The organism is Thalassovita gelatinovora (genome assembly GCF_001458355.1).
Taxonomy (GTDB): domain Bacteria; phylum Pseudomonadota; class Alphaproteobacteria; order Rhodobacterales; family Rhodobacteraceae; genus Thalassobius; species Thalassobius gelatinovorus.
Window position 1 is genome coordinate 198,754 of sequence record NZ_CYSA01000016.1, and the last position, 16,319, is coordinate 215,072.

General features: G+C 59.4%; 15 protein-coding genes and 1 pseudogene. 9 read left to right on the forward strand and 7 right to left on the reverse strand.

All coding sequences use genetic code 11. The features are described 5' to 3' along the window. Window positions 1-134 precede the first annotated feature (134 nt). Both TG4357_RS09320 and TG4357_RS09325 read left to right on the forward strand, forming a co-directional pair. Window positions 135-1,544 carry a hypothetical protein gene (locus TG4357_RS09320; RefSeq protein WP_233487459.1) on the forward strand — a complete coding sequence of 470 codons (1,410 nt, stop codon included), beginning with the start codon at window positions 135-137 and terminating at the stop codon, window positions 1,542-1,544. Beyond that, the gene (locus TG4357_RS09325; RefSeq protein WP_058262605.1) at window positions 1,528-1,770 is read left to right on the forward strand and encodes a hypothetical protein; all 243 of its coding nucleotides are present in this window, start codon (window positions 1,528-1,530) and stop codon (window positions 1,768-1,770) included. The genes TG4357_RS09320 and TG4357_RS09325 overlap by 17 nt, the downstream gene beginning before the upstream one ends. Here TG4357_RS09325 and TG4357_RS09330 read toward each other — a convergent pair. Together TG4357_RS09330 and TG4357_RS09335 are read right to left on the reverse strand one after the other, a co-directional pair. Further along, window positions 1,742-2,539: a GntR family transcriptional regulator gene (locus tag TG4357_RS09330; protein ID WP_082644111.1), complete on the reverse strand. Its 798-nt coding sequence runs from the start codon at window positions 2,537-2,539 to the stop codon at window positions 1,742-1,744. The two genes, TG4357_RS09325 and TG4357_RS09330, sit on opposite strands and share 29 nt — an antisense overlap. Then, on the reverse strand, window positions 2,532-3,656 hold the full coding sequence (locus tag TG4357_RS09335; protein ID WP_058262606.1) for an alpha-D-ribose 1-methylphosphonate 5-triphosphate diphosphatase: 1,125 nt from the start codon (window positions 3,654-3,656) through the stop codon (window positions 2,532-2,534). The genes TG4357_RS09330 and TG4357_RS09335 overlap by 8 nt, the downstream gene beginning before the upstream one ends. A 102-nt stretch (window positions 3,657-3,758) precedes the next feature. Here TG4357_RS09335 and TG4357_RS09340 point away from each other — a divergent pair, with 102 nt between their 5' ends. The 3 genes from TG4357_RS09340 to phnE all read left to right on the forward strand — a co-directional run bounded on the left by TG4357_RS09340 (window position 3,759) and on the right by phnE (window position 6,273). After that, the gene (locus TG4357_RS09340; protein WP_058262607.1) at window positions 3,759-4,613 is read left to right on the forward strand and encodes a PhnD/SsuA/transferrin family substrate-binding protein; all 855 of its coding nucleotides are present in this window, start codon (window positions 3,759-3,761) and stop codon (window positions 4,611-4,613) included. Between the two features lie 63 nt (window positions 4,614-4,676). Beyond that, window positions 4,677-5,480 (forward strand): phosphonate ABC transporter ATP-binding protein, encoded by an 804-nt coding sequence (locus tag TG4357_RS09345; protein ID WP_058262608.1) that lies wholly within the window; start codon window positions 4,677-4,679, stop codon window positions 5,478-5,480. Continuing rightward, a complete protein-coding gene (gene phnE, locus TG4357_RS09350; RefSeq protein WP_058262609.1) occupies window positions 5,473-6,273 on the forward strand; it encodes a phosphonate ABC transporter, permease protein PhnE in 801 nt (266 codons plus the stop codon). Before TG4357_RS09345 ends, phnE begins: the two co-directional genes overlap by 8 nt. A gap of 129 nt (window positions 6,274-6,402) precedes the next feature. On the opposite strand, the pseudogene TG4357_RS19295 reads toward phnE, so the two are convergent. Together TG4357_RS19295 and TG4357_RS19475 are read right to left on the reverse strand one after the other, a co-directional pair. Further along, window positions 6,403-6,534, reverse strand: a pseudogene (locus tag TG4357_RS19295) (IS256 family transposase); the annotation flags it as partial. A gap of 758 nt (window positions 6,535-7,292) precedes the next feature. After that, on the reverse strand, window positions 7,293-7,451 hold the full coding sequence (locus tag TG4357_RS19475) for a hypothetical protein (protein WP_158509061.1): 159 nt from the start codon (window positions 7,449-7,451) through the stop codon (window positions 7,293-7,295). Between the two features lie 50 nt (window positions 7,452-7,501). On the opposite strand from TG4357_RS19475, the gene TG4357_RS09355 reads away from it, so the two are divergent. From TG4357_RS09355 to TG4357_RS09370, 4 genes are read left to right on the forward strand one after another with little or no spacing between them, the layout of a single operon-like run. Next, window positions 7,502-8,581 carry an ABC transporter permease gene (locus TG4357_RS09355; protein ID WP_058262610.1) on the forward strand — a complete coding sequence of 360 codons (1,080 nt, stop codon included), beginning with the start codon at window positions 7,502-7,504 and terminating at the stop codon, window positions 8,579-8,581. Next, window positions 8,581-9,354, forward strand: a complete 774-nt coding sequence (locus TG4357_RS09360; RefSeq protein ID WP_058262611.1) for an ABC transporter ATP-binding protein — start codon at window positions 8,581-8,583, stop codon at window positions 9,352-9,354. The genes TG4357_RS09355 and TG4357_RS09360 overlap by 1 nt, the downstream gene beginning before the upstream one ends. Before the next feature lie 12 nt (window positions 9,355-9,366). Next, window positions 9,367-11,109 carry an MlaD family protein gene (locus tag TG4357_RS09365; protein WP_058262612.1) on the forward strand — a complete coding sequence of 581 codons (1,743 nt, stop codon included), beginning with the start codon at window positions 9,367-9,369 and terminating at the stop codon, window positions 11,107-11,109. A gap of 3 nt (window positions 11,110-11,112) precedes the next feature. Further along, the gene (locus TG4357_RS09370; RefSeq protein ID WP_058262613.1) at window positions 11,113-11,739 is read left to right on the forward strand and encodes an ABC-type transport auxiliary lipoprotein family protein; all 627 of its coding nucleotides are present in this window, start codon (window positions 11,113-11,115) and stop codon (window positions 11,737-11,739) included. An 83-nt stretch (window positions 11,740-11,822) separates the two neighbouring features. On the opposite strand, the gene TG4357_RS09375 is transcribed toward TG4357_RS09370, so the two are convergent. From TG4357_RS09375 to TG4357_RS09385, 3 genes are read right to left on the reverse strand one after another with little or no spacing between them, the layout of a single operon-like run. After that, a complete protein-coding gene (locus TG4357_RS09375) occupies window positions 11,823-12,806 on the reverse strand; it encodes a hypothetical protein (protein ID WP_058262614.1) in 984 nt (327 codons plus the stop codon). Further along, window positions 12,803-13,324 (reverse strand): (2Fe-2S)-binding protein, encoded by a 522-nt coding sequence (locus TG4357_RS09380; protein WP_058262615.1) that lies wholly within the window; start codon window positions 13,322-13,324, stop codon window positions 12,803-12,805. Before TG4357_RS09380 ends, TG4357_RS09375 begins: the two co-directional genes overlap by 4 nt. Continuing rightward, a complete protein-coding gene (locus tag TG4357_RS09385; RefSeq protein ID WP_058262616.1) occupies window positions 13,321-16,161 on the reverse strand; it encodes a xanthine dehydrogenase family protein molybdopterin-binding subunit in 2,841 nt (946 codons plus the stop codon). Before TG4357_RS09385 ends, TG4357_RS09380 begins: the two co-directional genes overlap by 4 nt. Between the last annotated feature and the right edge of the window lie 158 nt (window positions 16,162-16,319).

The following is a 16,319-nucleotide window of genomic DNA, read 5'->3' on the forward strand; positions in this document are numbered from 1 at the left end:
TGGCGGCTTGATTGTCGGTCATGGGACAAAACACGGTCTATGACCGTCATCGTATCGCCGCGGTATGAAGAGGGTGTTGTTGTGCGGCCTCAACTTGCAACTTGTGCTAACAGCCTGCACACCGATAACTTATCATGGAACAGAAGGTAATTTCGATGGGCAGCTTGGCAAACAGAACGGTCGGCCTTCTGCTTTGCGCGATCACAGCGCTTGTTATTTGCCGGGAATGGGGTGTCGCAGAGTGGACGCAACCTGCCAAACCGTTTCTGGTTCTTGTCGTCGTTGCGATCCTTCTTTTTCAGGTGCGATGGTCCCGCAAGGCGTTTGTCGCCGTGGCCATGCTCATCAGTATCTCTCTGGTCGCCACGAACACTGATTGGCGCGGGATTATTACGCGTGGGCTCGAAACCGCCGCGTTCATCGGCGCCTTTTTCACCGCGCTGTCAACGCTTCGCACGGTGGCGCAGACCTCTCCGGCGATCCAGCGCGCCGGAACCTTTCTTGCAGGTCAGCCCCCCGGCAGGCGCTATGCAGCATTGACCGTAGGCGGCCAAGCGTTTGCCTTGCTTTTGAACTACGGGTCGCTTCAACTGCTTGGTTCGCTGGTGACAGCCAATGCGAACTCCGAACCCAATGTGGAAATCCGCAGGCACCGTATTCGGCGAATGCTTCTGGCAATTCAACGCGCCTTTGTCTCGGCCTTGCCATGGTCGCCGCTGTCCTTTGCGGTTGCGATCACAGTCAGCGTCATTCCGGACACAAGCTGGAGCAAGGCATTGGCTCCAGGCTTGATGACATCGTTCCTGCTTGCGGGGATCGGCTGGTCACTCGACACGATCTTCAAGCCTCGGCTGACAGTCAAGCCGGTCCGCAGCGCGCCGGTGGGAACTTGGGCAACGATGCTGCCGATGGCGGTATTGTTGGCGGTTCTGTTCATTGGCGTGGTGACACTGAGCGCGCTGACACAGGTTCGAGTGGTGGGTATCGTCGCTGTCATAGTGCCTTGCATCGCGGTAGTATGGATGCATATTCAGCATTGGCACGAAAACCCAGTTTCCACCACGTGCAGACGTATCAAGACATACGTGCTGCAAGAGCTTCCCAGCTATCGTGGGGAACTGACTTTGCTGATGATGGCAGGTTTCATTGGCACGGCGGGGTCGCAACTGTTTGCTCCAATGATGCAGGCGACCGGGTTCGACCTGTCTTTCATGCCGTCTTGGATTATTCTGATCTCGTTGGTCTGGATCATCCCGATTGCTGGGCAGATTGGCATGAACCCAATTCTCGTCGTCACGCTGATCGCTCCGCTCATTCCGACAGCCACGGACCTTGGAGTGCAGCCGATAGCGATCGTTGTCGCGATTACATCGGGATGGGCGCTGAGCGGCGCGAGTTCGCCCTTCACGGCGACGACCCTTTTGATCGGTTCATTTGGCGGCATAAGCGCAACCCGCGTCGGATTGGTATGGAACGGTGCTTACACGCTGATCTGTGGCGTTGTGTTGTCGATCTGGGTCATCACATTTGCCTATCTATTCTGATCACGCCGGCTATCCGGTCGAGCGCATTGGTTTTAAGGCAGGCACACTGAGCCAGCATCTCTTTTATAACCTGACCAGCGAAGGGTTTGATGTCGACTGCATGGAAGCCCGCCAAGTGTGCGCGGCACTTTCAGCGATGCGTAACAAGACCGACAAAAACGACGCGCGTGGACTTGCCCATGCCCAGCGATGCAAGATCAAGGTTGCGGTTGGTTGGGCAGGTTGAAAATGAATTCCACGCTGGTCATTGGCCAGCAGCCAAGGTTGTATTCGATGGCTTCGCCATCCAGCGTGCGATTGACGGCGATGACGTATTGCACCGGAGTTTTGACATTGATGCCTAGGATCTCCGCCTCGGCAGGTTGCGCCAGCCCGCCGCGCACACGGGTTTCGGCTCGGCGGAACCAGGGGATGCCCGCCGCCTTGTAGACCGCGCTGACCGATTGCGATTCAGAATAAATCCGCTCGAAATCAAGAAACCGATGCGCCGGCAGTTCCTTGCGGGTAAAATAGATCGGCATACCGTCCAGAAGGCGCATCCGATGCAATACGATCACCTCATCGCCACCCCCCAGTCCGAACAACTGCGCCGCCTCGGAGCTGGGCGCCGCGCGGTCGAGCCGAAGCGTACGAGAGGTCAGTTTCTGTCCGCATCCGACGAGGGAATCCGCGAAGCGCATATCATTCTGGATGACAAAGGTGCGCGGCGTCTGCCGCACGAAGATGCCCACGCCCTTGCGGGCCTGCAACGTCCCTTCGCTTTGGTGCAAAGCCAATGCGCGGCGCATCGTGACCCGGCTCACCCGGAACATTTCGGACAGCTGCACCTCGCCCGGCAGGCGGCTGCCAGGCGCGACGATGCCTTCGTCGATGGCTTGGGCCAACCGGTCATAGATCTGCAACCAAATCGCGCGCAGCGATTTCGGTTGATAGGGGCGTTGGGCCAGGCTCCACAAACGTGGGTCATCTGGCCGGGCAGCGGGCAGGTCAGGCACGGTCGAGAACCTTCCTTCCTTCGACGAACACGGCCTGTATCTTGCGCGTTTCCTTGTTGACCACAAGAATATCCGCGCGCTTGCCGATGGAAAGGTCGCCGCGGTCGGTCAATCCCACCGCAGCGGCAGGGTTTTCCGACACAAGCGCCCAGGCTTCGGCCAGCGGCAGGATGCCCTCGTCGCTCAGCCGGAAGGCGGCATGAAACGGTGCGGGGTAATAGTAATCCGACGCCAGCACCGTACATAGCCCGTCCCGGATTGCCTGCGTCGCGCACAGTGCACCGTTATGGCTCAGCCCCCGCAGGGCATTCGGTCCGCCCAAAATCACGTGTTCTCCGGCATCCCGTGCTTCGCGCGCGGCTTCCTCGGTCGTCGGGAATTCGGCCACGGTCAACCTGCGCGCCCGCCCGGTGCGGCGATCTGCGCGGCTCGCGTCGTCATGGGATAGGGCGGGCCGACCCAAAGCGGCGGCCTCGGCACAGATCCGGTCTATCGCCTCGGGAACTTCGTTGCGACGGTCCCAAACCGCCGCAATTTCGGCCTTGGCGTCGGCGGGCGACAGACCCATCCGCACCGCCATCCGTTTCAGCTTGGCGCTATCCTCACCCAGCTTGTGATTGGCGCTGGTGTGATCATTGATCGACAGGATGTCGCCCGGCCGCGCGGCAAGCCAGCCGATCACTTCGTCCACATGGTCGATTGCGAAGGTTTCCCAGCGAATATTGACCCAGGTATCGCAGGTCAGCTTGTGCGTGACCTCGTCCAGCGCAGTCAACAGCGCACGTGAAATCCTGATGTCGCGCAACCCCGGTTCCCACGAGATGGTAAGAGCATGATAGCCCGTGGTAATGCCGTTCGAGATCATCTGCCGATCCGCTTCGGCATAGGCCAAATCATAGGGGAAATGTACGCCCGGACGTGGCTGTACGACCGCCTCGAACGCGTCGCCATGCAAATCGATGATCCCCGGCAGAACCCATGATCCACTGGCGTCGTAGAGTTCTGTATCGGCCTGCGAATGTTCGACGATCCGGCCATCGCATACATGTAAAGGGCCCGCCGCAAAACCTTCGGGCCAAAGAGGTTCTCCTCCAGTGATTTTCCAAGATCTTGTCATGGCTTTCGCAATCTCCGTGTCATGAAAGTGTAAACAGAATCCCTTATCCCGTCAGTGTGTAACGTTCCTGTATACACAGCACTGGATATCTTGGAGAAGCTCATGATCCGTTCCCTGTTCGCCGCTGCCGCGCTTTCCTTAACCGCCGCTCCCCTCTTTGCCGAAACCCTGAAATTCGCTGTCACTGACATCGAAGGCCTCGAAGCGCTTCAGCAGGAATTCGGCGCATTCGAAGAAAAACTGGAAGACCTGTCCGGTCACGAAGTCGACCTGTTCCCGGTCAGTTCCCGCACCGCCGCCGTCGAGGCGCTGAACCAGGGCAAGATCGACCTGGTTCTGACCGGCCCGGCAGAATACGTGGTTATCAATGAACTGACCGACGCGCAAATCGTGACCGCCTGGCAGCGTCCGAACTACTATGCTCAGATCGTCACGCTTTCGGACAGCCCGATAAAGTCGGTGCAGGATCTCAAGGGCAAGATCGTCACCTTTGGCTCGGTGGGTTCCACCTCGCAGCATCTCGGGCCGGCGCAGGTTCTGGCCGATTTCGGCCTGGCCTACAATGCCGATTATCAGCCCCAGATCATTTCGCGCAACGTCGCGATCGAGGCGCTGATCCGCGGCGATGTTCAGGCCGTCGGCATGAACGAAGGCCATCTGGCACGCATCCGCAAAGCGTTCCCGGACACATCCTTCACCGTGATCGCGCGTGGCCGCGACCTGCCCAACGACATTCTCGTGGCCCGCTCTAGTCTGGACGACGACACTGTCGCCGCGATCAAGTCCGCCTTCGTGGATCACTCGGCCGAACTGATGGGCGCTATCCTCGCCGGTGAAGACAACCAGAAATACAATGGTGGTTTTTTCCTGACGAAGGTCGAGGACAGCGAATACGACTACGTGCGGTCGATGTACAAAACGATCGGCGTCGACACCAACGCCTTCGTTGGCAACTGACCACCCCTTCATGATCCGGGCCGGGGGGACTGCCCCCGGCCTTCTGCAATCCGGAGGGCGCGAATGCTCGACCATGCGACCAACACGCAGACCGCCGACACAACGGAACAGCCCCAGGCTGCCCCGCTGATCATGGCGTGCGGCCTGACCAAATCCTATGACCGCCGCAATATGGTCCTCGACGGGATCGATCTGCGAATATGGGCGGGTGAGCGCGTGGCGCTCATCGGATCCAACGGATGCGGGAAATCGACCCTATTGAAAAGCCTGATCGGGTTGCATCCCATCTCAGGCGGTACACTGGAATGTTTCGGCAATCCTGTGGGGGCACAAAGCAGCCGTGCGCAACGGCTGCAGATGCGTCGGCAGACGGGGTTCGTTTTCCAGAAACATTGCCTGGTGCGCCGCAGGACGGTTCTATCCAATGTCATTCACGGCCTCTACGGCGATCGCGGCAGCTGGCGTGCGTTTTCACACAGTCTCGCCCCTGAGGAATGGCGCGCACGGGGCTTGCAGGCGCTTGATGAAGTGGATCTTGCCGACAAAGCGATGCGCCGCGCAGACGCGTTGTCAGGCGGGCAACAGCAGCGCGTAGCGATCGCGCGGGCACTGGTACGTCGCCCGCAGCTTCTGATCGCGGACGAACCTGCGGCCAGCCTTGATCCCGTATCCGGCCGGAATGTCATGAATCTCTTCTCACAGCTCTGCCGCGCTCACGGCATCACACTGCTCTATACCTCGCACGACATGGACCATGCGATCGATTACGCCGACCGTGTCATCGCCCTGAAATGCGGCAAGGTCCTGTTCGACCGCCCGGCCGAGAAGGTCACTCCCGCCGACTTGAAAGTGACCTTTGATGGCTGAAAGAACCATCCATATGCCAAAGCGTTTCACCGGCGTTTCGCCGCTCAATTTCGTGCTTCTGGTCGCGCTGGGGGGCGTGATCCTCACCTCGATGGGCAAGGTCGCGCCTTCGCCGCAGCAACTGGCTGATGGGGTTCCGGACATGACCAGACTCGTCGGCCGGATGCTTCCCCCCAACACCGATCCGGACTTTCTCGCCCGGATCGCAAGACGCATCCTCGAAACCTTCCAGATCGCGCTGGTGGGGGCTTTAATCGGGATTGTGCTCAGCCTGCCCATCGCCTGGTTCGCGGCGCGGAGCGTTTCACCGCTGGGGCGTGGGAACCTTCTCGCCAAGGCGTTCGTGTCCTTCTTGCGCACCGTGCCGGATCTGGTCTGGGCGCTTTTGTTCGTCGCCTCCATCGGGCTTGGTGCGGTGGCGGGCACCATGACGATTGTCGTCGACACGATTGGCTTCTGCGGCAGGTTCTTCGCCGAAGCGATGGAGGATGCCGAAAAGGAACCGCAAGAGGCGCTTTCCGCCATCGGTGCAGGGCGCGGGTCGATCCTTGTCGGCGCGATCCTGCCCGACATCATGCCTTCGCTCGTCAACTCATCGCTTTTCGCGCTGGAAAAGGCAGTGCGCTCGTCGGTGGTGCTGGGCCTCGTCGGTGCCGGCGGAATCGGTCAAGAATTGAAGGTCGCTTTCGACCTGTTCCAGTACCGCAATGCCTCAATGATCATCCTGACGATATTCGTGATCGTTTTCCTGATGGAGGTCTGTACCGACAAGCTGCGCGCCCGGATACAGTGAGGCACCACTTTACCCTGTCGATAGAGCCTGCAAAGCGCGCCCCATTTCGATTATCTGGACCATCCTTTTTAACCCTCTGTAACGGCATCCTGCAATGACCGGCTATGGTCGTGATTCCGATACTGACTTCAACTCAGCCCCCAGCATCCGCTCCATTAACCGGATCTTCAACTCTTTCATCAGCCCGGCATCGCCGAGCAGGTCTTCAGGGCGTTCCACGCCCTTCAGCAGTTCGTCCAGGAGTTCTTTCGAGATAGTCATTCATGCTTCCTTTCGGTGAAGCATGAACCGGATCACTCATACACAAAAGGTCGGACACTCTCGTTAGAATTGGTGAAATTCCTTTAGACAATATCCGGCCCCCGTTCCTTCCCCCCGCATGCAGGGGAAGGCCCTTCAATTCCAGATCCGTTTCCGCGCGACGCCGTGAGTTACCTCTATCGGTGGCCAGCCGCTTCCCCGCAGGCTTTGCTCCTGCCCCGTCCATTGCAGCTCTGCGCCGGCACGGTCCCCGATCTGTCACGGCCACTACTCTGACCTTTACCAGCCGGTGGGTTTCATTATCGCGTTTCTGCGCCAGTCCAGAAGGAGTCGATCTGGCGCGGGGTGGGGGTAGTCCCCGGATCATCGCCTAACACTTGGTGGCCGGTCTGTAGGCTGACCGTGGCGACCGTCTTGCAGATAGTGGCAGGCATGGAAAACGGCCGGTCCAAACCAAGCGCCACAAACCTGGGCCGCGCCCAACATGGCGAAGCACAGATTTGCGGGCATGGTGAAAACCGCGCATGAAATGGTCGAAGTGTATCGATTGGAAAATTTCAAACGGATTGATACCCTAGCCTAGCCGGAATCGCTACTGATCGCGGCAAATCAGACTCCCACTCTCAACTGACAAGCCCCAAGAACGCGTTTTGGCCAGGCGCCTGGAATTGATCTCTTGAACTTGTGGCCCCATTAGCTCAGGAGGATCGCGGAATTCATACGTTCCTTGTGCTTTGCAAATTTTCCTAAACTTTGGTTCATGTGTTTGCCAACACCATCACGCCATAGAGTTGGATCGGCGCTGACGTCAGACGACCATGACCAAGGACTTTTTGCTTGCCCCCCCTGCCCCGTGCGATGATTGGCTGCGACGCATTGCGTTGATTGTGGATGCCCCGATCGAACTCTGCTACCATCCTTTGGTTCCTGCCGCCACGGACCTTATGGAAAACGATCAAGTGAAGCCATGACAGTAACACTGCCAGATCGGATCGTGGTCGCAAGGGTCGATGAAATTCGGGCGCAATTGGCAACGGTGGTGGCCTCTGACGATGTCACTTTCGACCTGTCATCGGTACAGGTCATGGACACCGCCGGGGCGTGGCTGATCATCGACCTTCAAAGCAAGATTCTGGACCGTGGCGGGCGATGCGACATCATCGGCGCGTCGCCTGTGCATATGGATCTGGTTGACGTGGTCCGAAACAGCATTCCCGCCAAGGACGCGGCGAAAAAGCCGCGCCACGATTTCTTTGACTGGCTCGAAACCGTCGGCAAGGCGACGTGGCAAGCGGGCCTCAGCCTGGTCGAAATCCTGAGCTTTTTCGGCACCGTGATCGCGCGTTTTGGCGGACTGATGATCCACCCCCGCCGCCTGCGCTTCACATCGCTGGTGCATCACATGCAGGAAATCGGGCTGAATGCCGTCCCCATCGTGGCGCTGATGGCGTTCCTGATCGGCGTCGTGATGGCGTTTCAAGGGGCTGTCCAGTTGCGCCAGTTCGGGGCCGAAGTGTTCGTCGTCGATCTGATCGCGATTTCGGTCCTGCGCGAACTGGGCATCCTGTTGACCGCCATCATTGTCGCAGGCAGGTCGGGCGCGGCCTTCACCGCCGCGATCGGGTCCATGAAGATGCGCGAAGAAATCGATGCGATGCAGACTCTGGGCCTGGACCCGATCGAGGTTCTGGTCCTGCCGCGCGTTCTGGGGCTGGTGATCATGCTGCCGCTGCTGGGCTTCGTGGCCGATGTCATGGGCCTGTTTGGCGGGGCGGTAATGTCTTGGATCGAACTGGGCGTGTCACCGGGTATGTTTCAGACCCGGCTTTATGATTCCGTCGATGTCTGGCATTATGCCGTCGGCATGATCAAGGCTCCGTTCTTTGCCATCATCATCGGAATCATCGGCAGTTACGAAGGCATGAAAGTCGGGGGGGACGCTGAATCCCTGGGGCGGCTGACATCGACATCGGTTGTGCTTTCCATCTTTCTTGTTATCGTTGCGGATGCCATGTTTTCGATCTTTTTTGCGATTGTCGGGGTGTGATGCAGGACACGCGTGAAGTCGCCATTCAGGTCCGTGGATTGCGCAATCAATTCGGTGATCACGTGGTGCATGACGGTCTGGACCTGGACGTGTTACGGGGTGAAGTTCTGGGCGTGGTCGGCGGATCGGGAACCGGGAAATCCGTCCTGCTGCGGTCGATCGTTGGCTTGTTGCACCCCAAGGCGGGCAGCGTCGCTGTTTTTGGCACCGACATGCTGAATGCGTCGGACGAAACGCGCCAGAAAATCGAACGCCGCTGGGGCGTGATGTTTCAGGATGGGGCGCTGTTTTCATCCTTGACGGTGCGCGAAAACGTCGAAGTGCCGATGCGCGAACAGACCGACCTGTCACCGCAAACGCGCCGGGCGCTGGCCGAACTGAAAGTGTCCATGGTAGGCTTGCCGCCGAACGCCTGTGACAAATACCCATCCGAATTGTCGGGAGGGATGCGCAAACGCGCCGGGCTTGCCCGGGCGCTGGCACTGGACCCTGAAATCGTGTTTCTGGACGAACCCACAGCCGGGTTGGACCCGATCGGCGCTGCCGCGTTTGACGCCTTGATAAAGAAACTGCAAACCACGCTGGGGTTGACGGTGTTCATGGTCACGCATGATCTGGACAGCCTGCATGCGATCTGCGACCGTATTGCGGTGCTGGCCGAAAAACGGGTCTTCGTGACAGGCACGATGGCGGACATGTTGGAGGTGGACCATCCGTGGGTTCACGAATATTTTCACGGTCCCCGAGCCCGCGCGGCCGGGTTCGGGAACTGAGGATTTTACCGAATGGAAACCAAAGCCAATTTCGTGCTGATCGGTGCCGTCACAATCCTTGGCATGCTGGGGGTTCTGGGCCTGCTGGTGTGGTTCGCAAAGGTCGAAGTTGACCGGCAATATGCCGAATACGAAATTCTGTTCGACAGCGTGTCGGGATTGGGGATGGCGGCGGATGTGCGCTATAACGGATTGTCTGTCGGCAAGGTCATCGGCCTTGGACTTGATGCCGACAATCCCGATAAAGTGCGGGTCCGGATCGAAGTCGCCGCCGACACCCCGGTCAAAACCGACACCACCGCACAGCTGAATTCACAAGGCGTCACCGGGGTTTCTTTCGTCGCCCTGACGGGCGGCAGCCAAGGCGCTGCGTTGTTGCGCGACACAGCCGACCCGACCACCGTTCCCCTGATCACAGCACAGCGGTCCGCCGTCCAAGCCCTGACCGAAGATGCCCCCGATCTGGTGAACGAAGCGGTCGAAGCGATCAAGGAAGTCAGGAACTTCCTTGGTCCGGAAAATCAGGCGGCGGTGTCCAACCTTCTGCAAAACCTTGATCGCGCCTCGGGCCAGCTTGACAAGGCGCTGTCCGATTTTTCCGATATCTCGCAGACCGTTTCCGAAGGCACCGCGGAAATTTCGAAATTCACCGGTCGGCTTGATGAAATCGGGGAAACCGTTCAAACCTCGCTTCTTAAGATCAACGAAACCCTGGACGCCGCAAAACTTGCGCTTGGCGAAATCGAACCGACGATGCGCTCGGCGACTGCGGCTTTTACCACGGCGGAATCCACGATCAGCGGCGTCGACAGCTTCGTTCAGACCCGAGTGCCGCAAATCGCGGATGACCTGTCCTCCGCAATCCGGTCGATTGACACCGCAACCAACGACTTAAAAACCCAACTCGATACCGTCCTGACGCAATTCGGCGGCTCGGCCGAAGCGGCAACGCAACGGTTTTCCGAACTCGAAACGACGATTGCCACCCTCGACCTCACCCTTGCCGATGCGCGTAAATCGCTGACCGCCGTTGAAAGCGCCTCGACCAATTTCCAAGGCTTGATCGATGGCGACACAACCGCGCTGATCGTCGATGCCCGCGAAACGCTGAAGGCGGTACAGGGGTCGATCACCGGCATCGATACGGTGTTTCAACAGGACGTGCCGGGCATCGTCACCGACATTCGCACCGCCGTCACATCCGCAACCGGTGTCATTGATCAGGTTTCGACCGATCTCGTGGCGTTCACGACCCGGCTTGATCCTCTGGTCGATAGCGGCGACGAAACCCTGAAGGCGGCGACGGAAACTTTACAAAACGCCAATCGCACGCTTGCCAATCTGGACCGCGCACTGATCGCGACCGAAAAAACGCTTGATGTCGCCGAACGCACATTCGCCGGCGCGGACACAATCATTTCAACCGATCTGAGCCCGGCAATTTCGGATGTCCGCACCGCTGCGGGCCAGTTCGAGGCGACGATGGCGACCCTGTCCGAAGATATCCCGGCAATCACCACCGATCTGCGCGATGCCATGGCGCGCGCCTTGGATGTTGTGCAACAGATCGAAGACACCGTCAGCGCCAGCGCCCCGCCGGTTCAGGCATTCGCGCAAACCGGCCTGCCCGAATTCACCAAGTTCGCGCGCGAAGCACAGCAATTGGTTTATCAATTGGAACAGTTGACAAAGAAAATGCAAAGAGACCCCGCGCGGTTCTTCTTTGGCAACAACATTCCCGAATTCAGGAGATAGACCATGATGTCTTATCGAAAAATCTTTCGCTCCGTTGTGTTCGGTCTTGGTCTTGCGGCCCTGGCCGGATGTTCTGGTCTGACCAGCCTTCAGTCGGCTTCCAAACCCCTCAACACGTTCGAACTCACACCCCTGCCGGCCGGGTCGGTTTCCGTGCCTCGCGGCAGGCGTCAGTTGGAAGTCGCGCTGCCGACGGCGACGGGTGCCCTGAACAGCGACCGGATCGTGATCAAGCCGACACCGCTTGAAATTCAATCCTTGCCCGAAACCCGATGGGTCAACGAAGCGACCGAACATGTTCAGCTGCTATTGGTGCGTTCGCTGGCCAATTCGGGCCGTTTTGCGTTGGTCACTAGCGCCGGCACGGGACCGTCGCCGGACTATGTGTTGCTAACGGATTTGCAGGCATTTCAGGCAGAAGTTAACGCCGACCAGGTGACGGTGGTAATCAAGACCACCATGACTTTGTTGCGCGGCACTGATGGATCGGTGATTTCGTCGCGAAGCTTCGACAATGCCGCAGCGGTGGCCGATACATCCGCCGATCTGATCGTGGCCGGGTTCGATGCCGCCATGACGCAGCAATTGACCGACATGGTCACTTGGTTGGCCCGCAATACCGGCGGCTGATCCCCGCACCTGATGCAATCCGCCCCTGCGCGATCAGAAAACATCCCCCGCTTTGCCCGACTGTGAAACGCGCAAGGGCTTGTTCATCTGTTTTGAGCGCGGTCCAGATAAGACTGAATTTCGGCAAGCCCGCACATATCTTGGCCGGGATCGGCGCAACAGGATTGGATATCGGCCGCCGATTGCGCATAGATCACGTTCCAGGCCGCTTCGGACCGGCCAAAATTGGGCGGCATTGCGTGGCTGGCGGGATAGCGGCTTGCCTGCTCATCCGCCCCAACGGGCACCACTTGCCCGGTCATCCATTGCGCCAGCGCGCCACAGGACCCCGGTTTTTCCTGCGCCGGATCCGGCGGCATCAGCAAACCCGCCCCAATCCGGTGACAGCTTAAACAAGTGTTGTCGCGCAGGTTCATCGCATGCAACGGCCAGTCCGAAAAACCAATCCCGGGATCAACATGGCCATAGGGGCCAAACGGGTCGACCGGGACATCCGCCCAGACCTGCCCGACAAAGGGCGAATACATGAAGGGATCGTTGTCGTGGCAGACGCCACAGTCTTCGGCAACGACCGCTTCGGGCGTCTGCCAGAAACTGGCATCGGTCGCGGCGGTAGGCGACGGAACATTTTGCCCGCTTACCCCCGCGCCCGCATCGGCCTTGGCCTGAAACCAGCAGGTCGCGCCGGTATCGGGGTTATGGGCGATCACGTCGATTTCATCGAAATCGGTGCTGCCCTCGGCGCGAAAACGCTTTTGCCGGCACATGACCGCGATCTGCGCCGTCTCGGTGGACAGGTTCAAAATGCGGGAAAACGGCACACATTGGCCGTCAGACCCGGCACCGTTGTTCAAAAGCGCCGGTCTGTCGCAGGTCGCGGGCGCATGATCCGTGACCGCAACCCCATCCACCGTGACCGGAACAGCGACGCCATTGGCGCAATCGAACACGTCAATCGCGCCGATATCGGTGGCACAGGCCGACCCGTAGATTTGGGTCGATGTCTGCGCGCCCGCAGCCCCGGCGACGCACAGAAACGCAATGCTACAGGCACGCGGAATCTTCATTGTTGCCCTCCTTGACCCGCGTTAGCAGCCTCAGCCAGCGGTCTGAGCGCCTCGAAATACCGCAGATAGCCAGTGCATCGGCAAATATGGCTGCCAATGGCCGTCATCATCGCATCTTCCAGTTGGTCAGCCGGAACCGGCTGCGCTTTGAGCCCCTCAAGAAACATCCGCGACGCCATGACAAAACCGGGGGTGCAATAACCGCATTGGAACGAAAAGTTTTCCAGAAACGCCTGCTGCACCGGGTCAAGAACGCCGCCCCGTGCAACGGATTCGATGGTCGAAACCGCGCTTCCATCCAAGCTGCCAAGCGCGGTTGAACAACTGACCACCGGCGCAGGTGCCGGATTGGGCGGTTTGCTGACCTGCACGGTGCAGGCCCGGCAAACCCCAATGCCGCAACAGAATTTGGTGCCGGTTAGGTTCAGCTCTTCGTGCAGAAAATCGATCAGCTTGTCATCAGCGCGGCTATCGTCGATCTGATATGCGATACCGTTGACTGTCAGGGAAATCGTCATTGACCCAAACCTTTCAGGATTTTTTCGGGCGTGATCGGCAGCGACGCGAACCGCATACCGGTGGCATCCCGCAACGCGTTGGAAATCGCGGGCGGGACCGAACACATCACCGCTTCGGCGATGCCGCGACCCACCGGCGGGCTGCCGGGAAGCTCGGCCAGCGTGATCAGCTGCTGACCGCGCTGGCCGGGCGCATACCCATCGACCAGCGGCACATCCCCCGCGCGGGCCAGATGATACTGATTGAGATTCCAACTCCCGTTTGCCGGGCCAGCCATCCCCGGCGGCATGTCTTCAAACAGCGTGTAACTGATCGCCATCGCCACCCCGCCCTGGCTCTGACCTGACACCAATTGCGGCACGTGGATATGACCGGCATTCAGCACGCTCAGCACGTTTTCGATCTGCACGGCCCCGGTGGTGATATCGACGCTCAATGCCACGACATTGACACAGGGTGCCCAGACATACCGGCCATAGCGTGTACTCGTGCTATCGGGGCCGCTGGTGGCCTGCCGCTCGACAAAGACCGGATCAGAGCCGTCGGGCAGATAGAAAGACACCCCATCCAATTGAAGCGGCACAAGACCGGCCGGGGTGGGATAGATTGCTGCGGCCCAGGTGTTCTGAAAATAGGCATGACCCAATGCGCCGCAAGGCAAACCGGCGGCATATATTTCATCGGCCAGTTGCGACAACTTCAACGGCACCACGCCCCCCGCGTTCAGAACAAGCAGGCCATCTTGCCAAGACACCTCATCGGGGGTCAGCCCGGATAGGCCCCAAATCCGTGTTGCCGCGACCAGAACAGACCCTTGGAAAAGCGCTTCTGCCGTCTGCCGGACCGTATGCACCTGATGCAACGCGGTCAGGCAAGCCGACGAAGACCCAACGGATTTCGCTGTCCAATGCGGATTGTCCCAACCTTGGCCGGTGCTGTCTTCCGTGCTCAGGCCGGTCATTCCGAACAATGTATAGGCGCCCATATCGACTTGTGCGGCGTTGCTGCCAAGGATCGGGCCGATGGTCACGCCCAGCGTCGTGGCTGATCCATTTCCCATGTCAACCGCATCGGATTGAACGGTGATCGTCCCGTCGCGGTTCAAGAAGACCGAAGCGACCATCCCGTCGCCCGACGTCCCGTAAGCCTGAAGCGACATGGCAAGCCCGGTGCCATAACAGGTCTGACCTTCGACCGTACTTTCCCGCTTTAGCGCTGCGCGATCGGCCCAAAGCGGGTGATTTTCCGCCAGATCCAGCATCTCTGCAAGGCGCAGGCTTTGCTCTACCGGACCACCAACCACGGTTGCGCCGCCTTCTGCCACGATGTTGGCCCGGCGCAATTCGACCGGGTCCCAGTTTTGCCCAGCGGCGATATCGTCAAGCGCCGTTTCGATGGCGAAAAAGGCCTGCGGTCCGCCGAAACCTCGCTGCGAGCCGCCTGAAATATTCTGGGTATGGGTCGCCTCGGCAAAGATGTCGGCCATCGGCACGGCATAGGAACCACCGGCACAAAGCGCCGCCAAGGAGGCCACGTAAGGGCTCAGGTTGCGCCGCCCGCCCCCGTCGAAGGTCAGCGTCATCTGGATGGCCTGCAACGACATGTTGCCATCAATGGCCAATGCGCCGGTCAACACGGCACCGTGGCGTTTCAGACCGACGCGAAACTGTTCGAACCGGTCATAGGCCAACCGCACCGGGTTGCCGCCGGAATAGGCCCCGGCCAACGCCAGCATAAGCGTGAAAGGCGAACTGTCGCGCCCGCCGAATCCACCGCCGGGATAGCAGCTTGTCAGGTTGACCGCCCGCAGATGAAACGGCGCGTCGTCGCTGTCATACATCGACAGGATGTTGCTGATATCGCCATCCGGGGATTGGGTCCCCAACACGATATTTATCACCCCCGCCGGGCCATCGATCCAAACCAACCCCGCTTCGGGCTCCATGAACATCGGGTCCATTGCCTGCATATCGGTTGAAAACGGTTGCCGGATCAGACCGGGATCACTGTCCAGAACCTGCTGAATCTTGCTCTGATAGCCCGGCACCTGATCCATATAGGTTTCGGGGTCGGCCGTGGCATAGCTGAATTCGTCGCCGTATTTCACGTAAGTGGTCGTCGGTGAAAACGCGTCGCCCAGCGGCGGACCATCCCGAAGACCGCTGCCGTAGATCTGGAACGCATCATCATTGAATTCGATCGCGGCTTTGGCCGCGCGGAAGGCCGCAACACTGTCAAACAGCAACAGCGCAACCGCCTGACCAAGGAAATTCGGGATATTTCCGGGCACAACGATCAGGTCAAAAACCACATCGGGCGGCAAGTTGAAGCTGCGACCGTCAGCGTCGACCGTCGACTTGCGCTGCGCCTTGGCGATCTCTTGGGCCATTCGTTCGTCCATATGCAAATCGCGCGTGAAAGCCACTTTCGGTGCGCGTTGCGCTTGGCTCAATTCGTTACCAAGCACCACCCGCACAGGCTGCGCCTGCGGCGGCAGGTTGCCAAGGTCGACGCCTTCGAAAGCCTGATCGGTGGTCAGCGCCCGCAAATACAGCGCGTGCCACTGGTTGTCCGGCCAGCCAGCCATGTCAGCGGCGGAAAAATCGCGGGCATAGACCTTTTGCCCCGTTACCTTGGCCAACCCGTCAATCCGTTGCCTTGCGACACCGGGAACGGCGGTTGATCCAGCGCCAAGACCTGCCCCCTCGGCCCGCCCGGCCCGCCCAGTCAGCCCCAAAGGGGCCGCGATCACGGTAAGGGCAACGCCAGCACCGGTTGATTTGAGGAAGGCACGCCGCGTGACCGCAGCGCCTGTGACTGTTTCTCGAAAATCCATCGGATACCCCTGCTATGGGTGCAAGAAATCTATAATGCCGCCCGGCGAAAAACTTGTTCCAAAAACCCGAACAAACCCCAAAGGCTGTCCCTCAAATCATGCTCAGACTGCGATTTAAGCAAGAACCGCGCCAAATTTGTGGCTCACAAGGTCTTGAC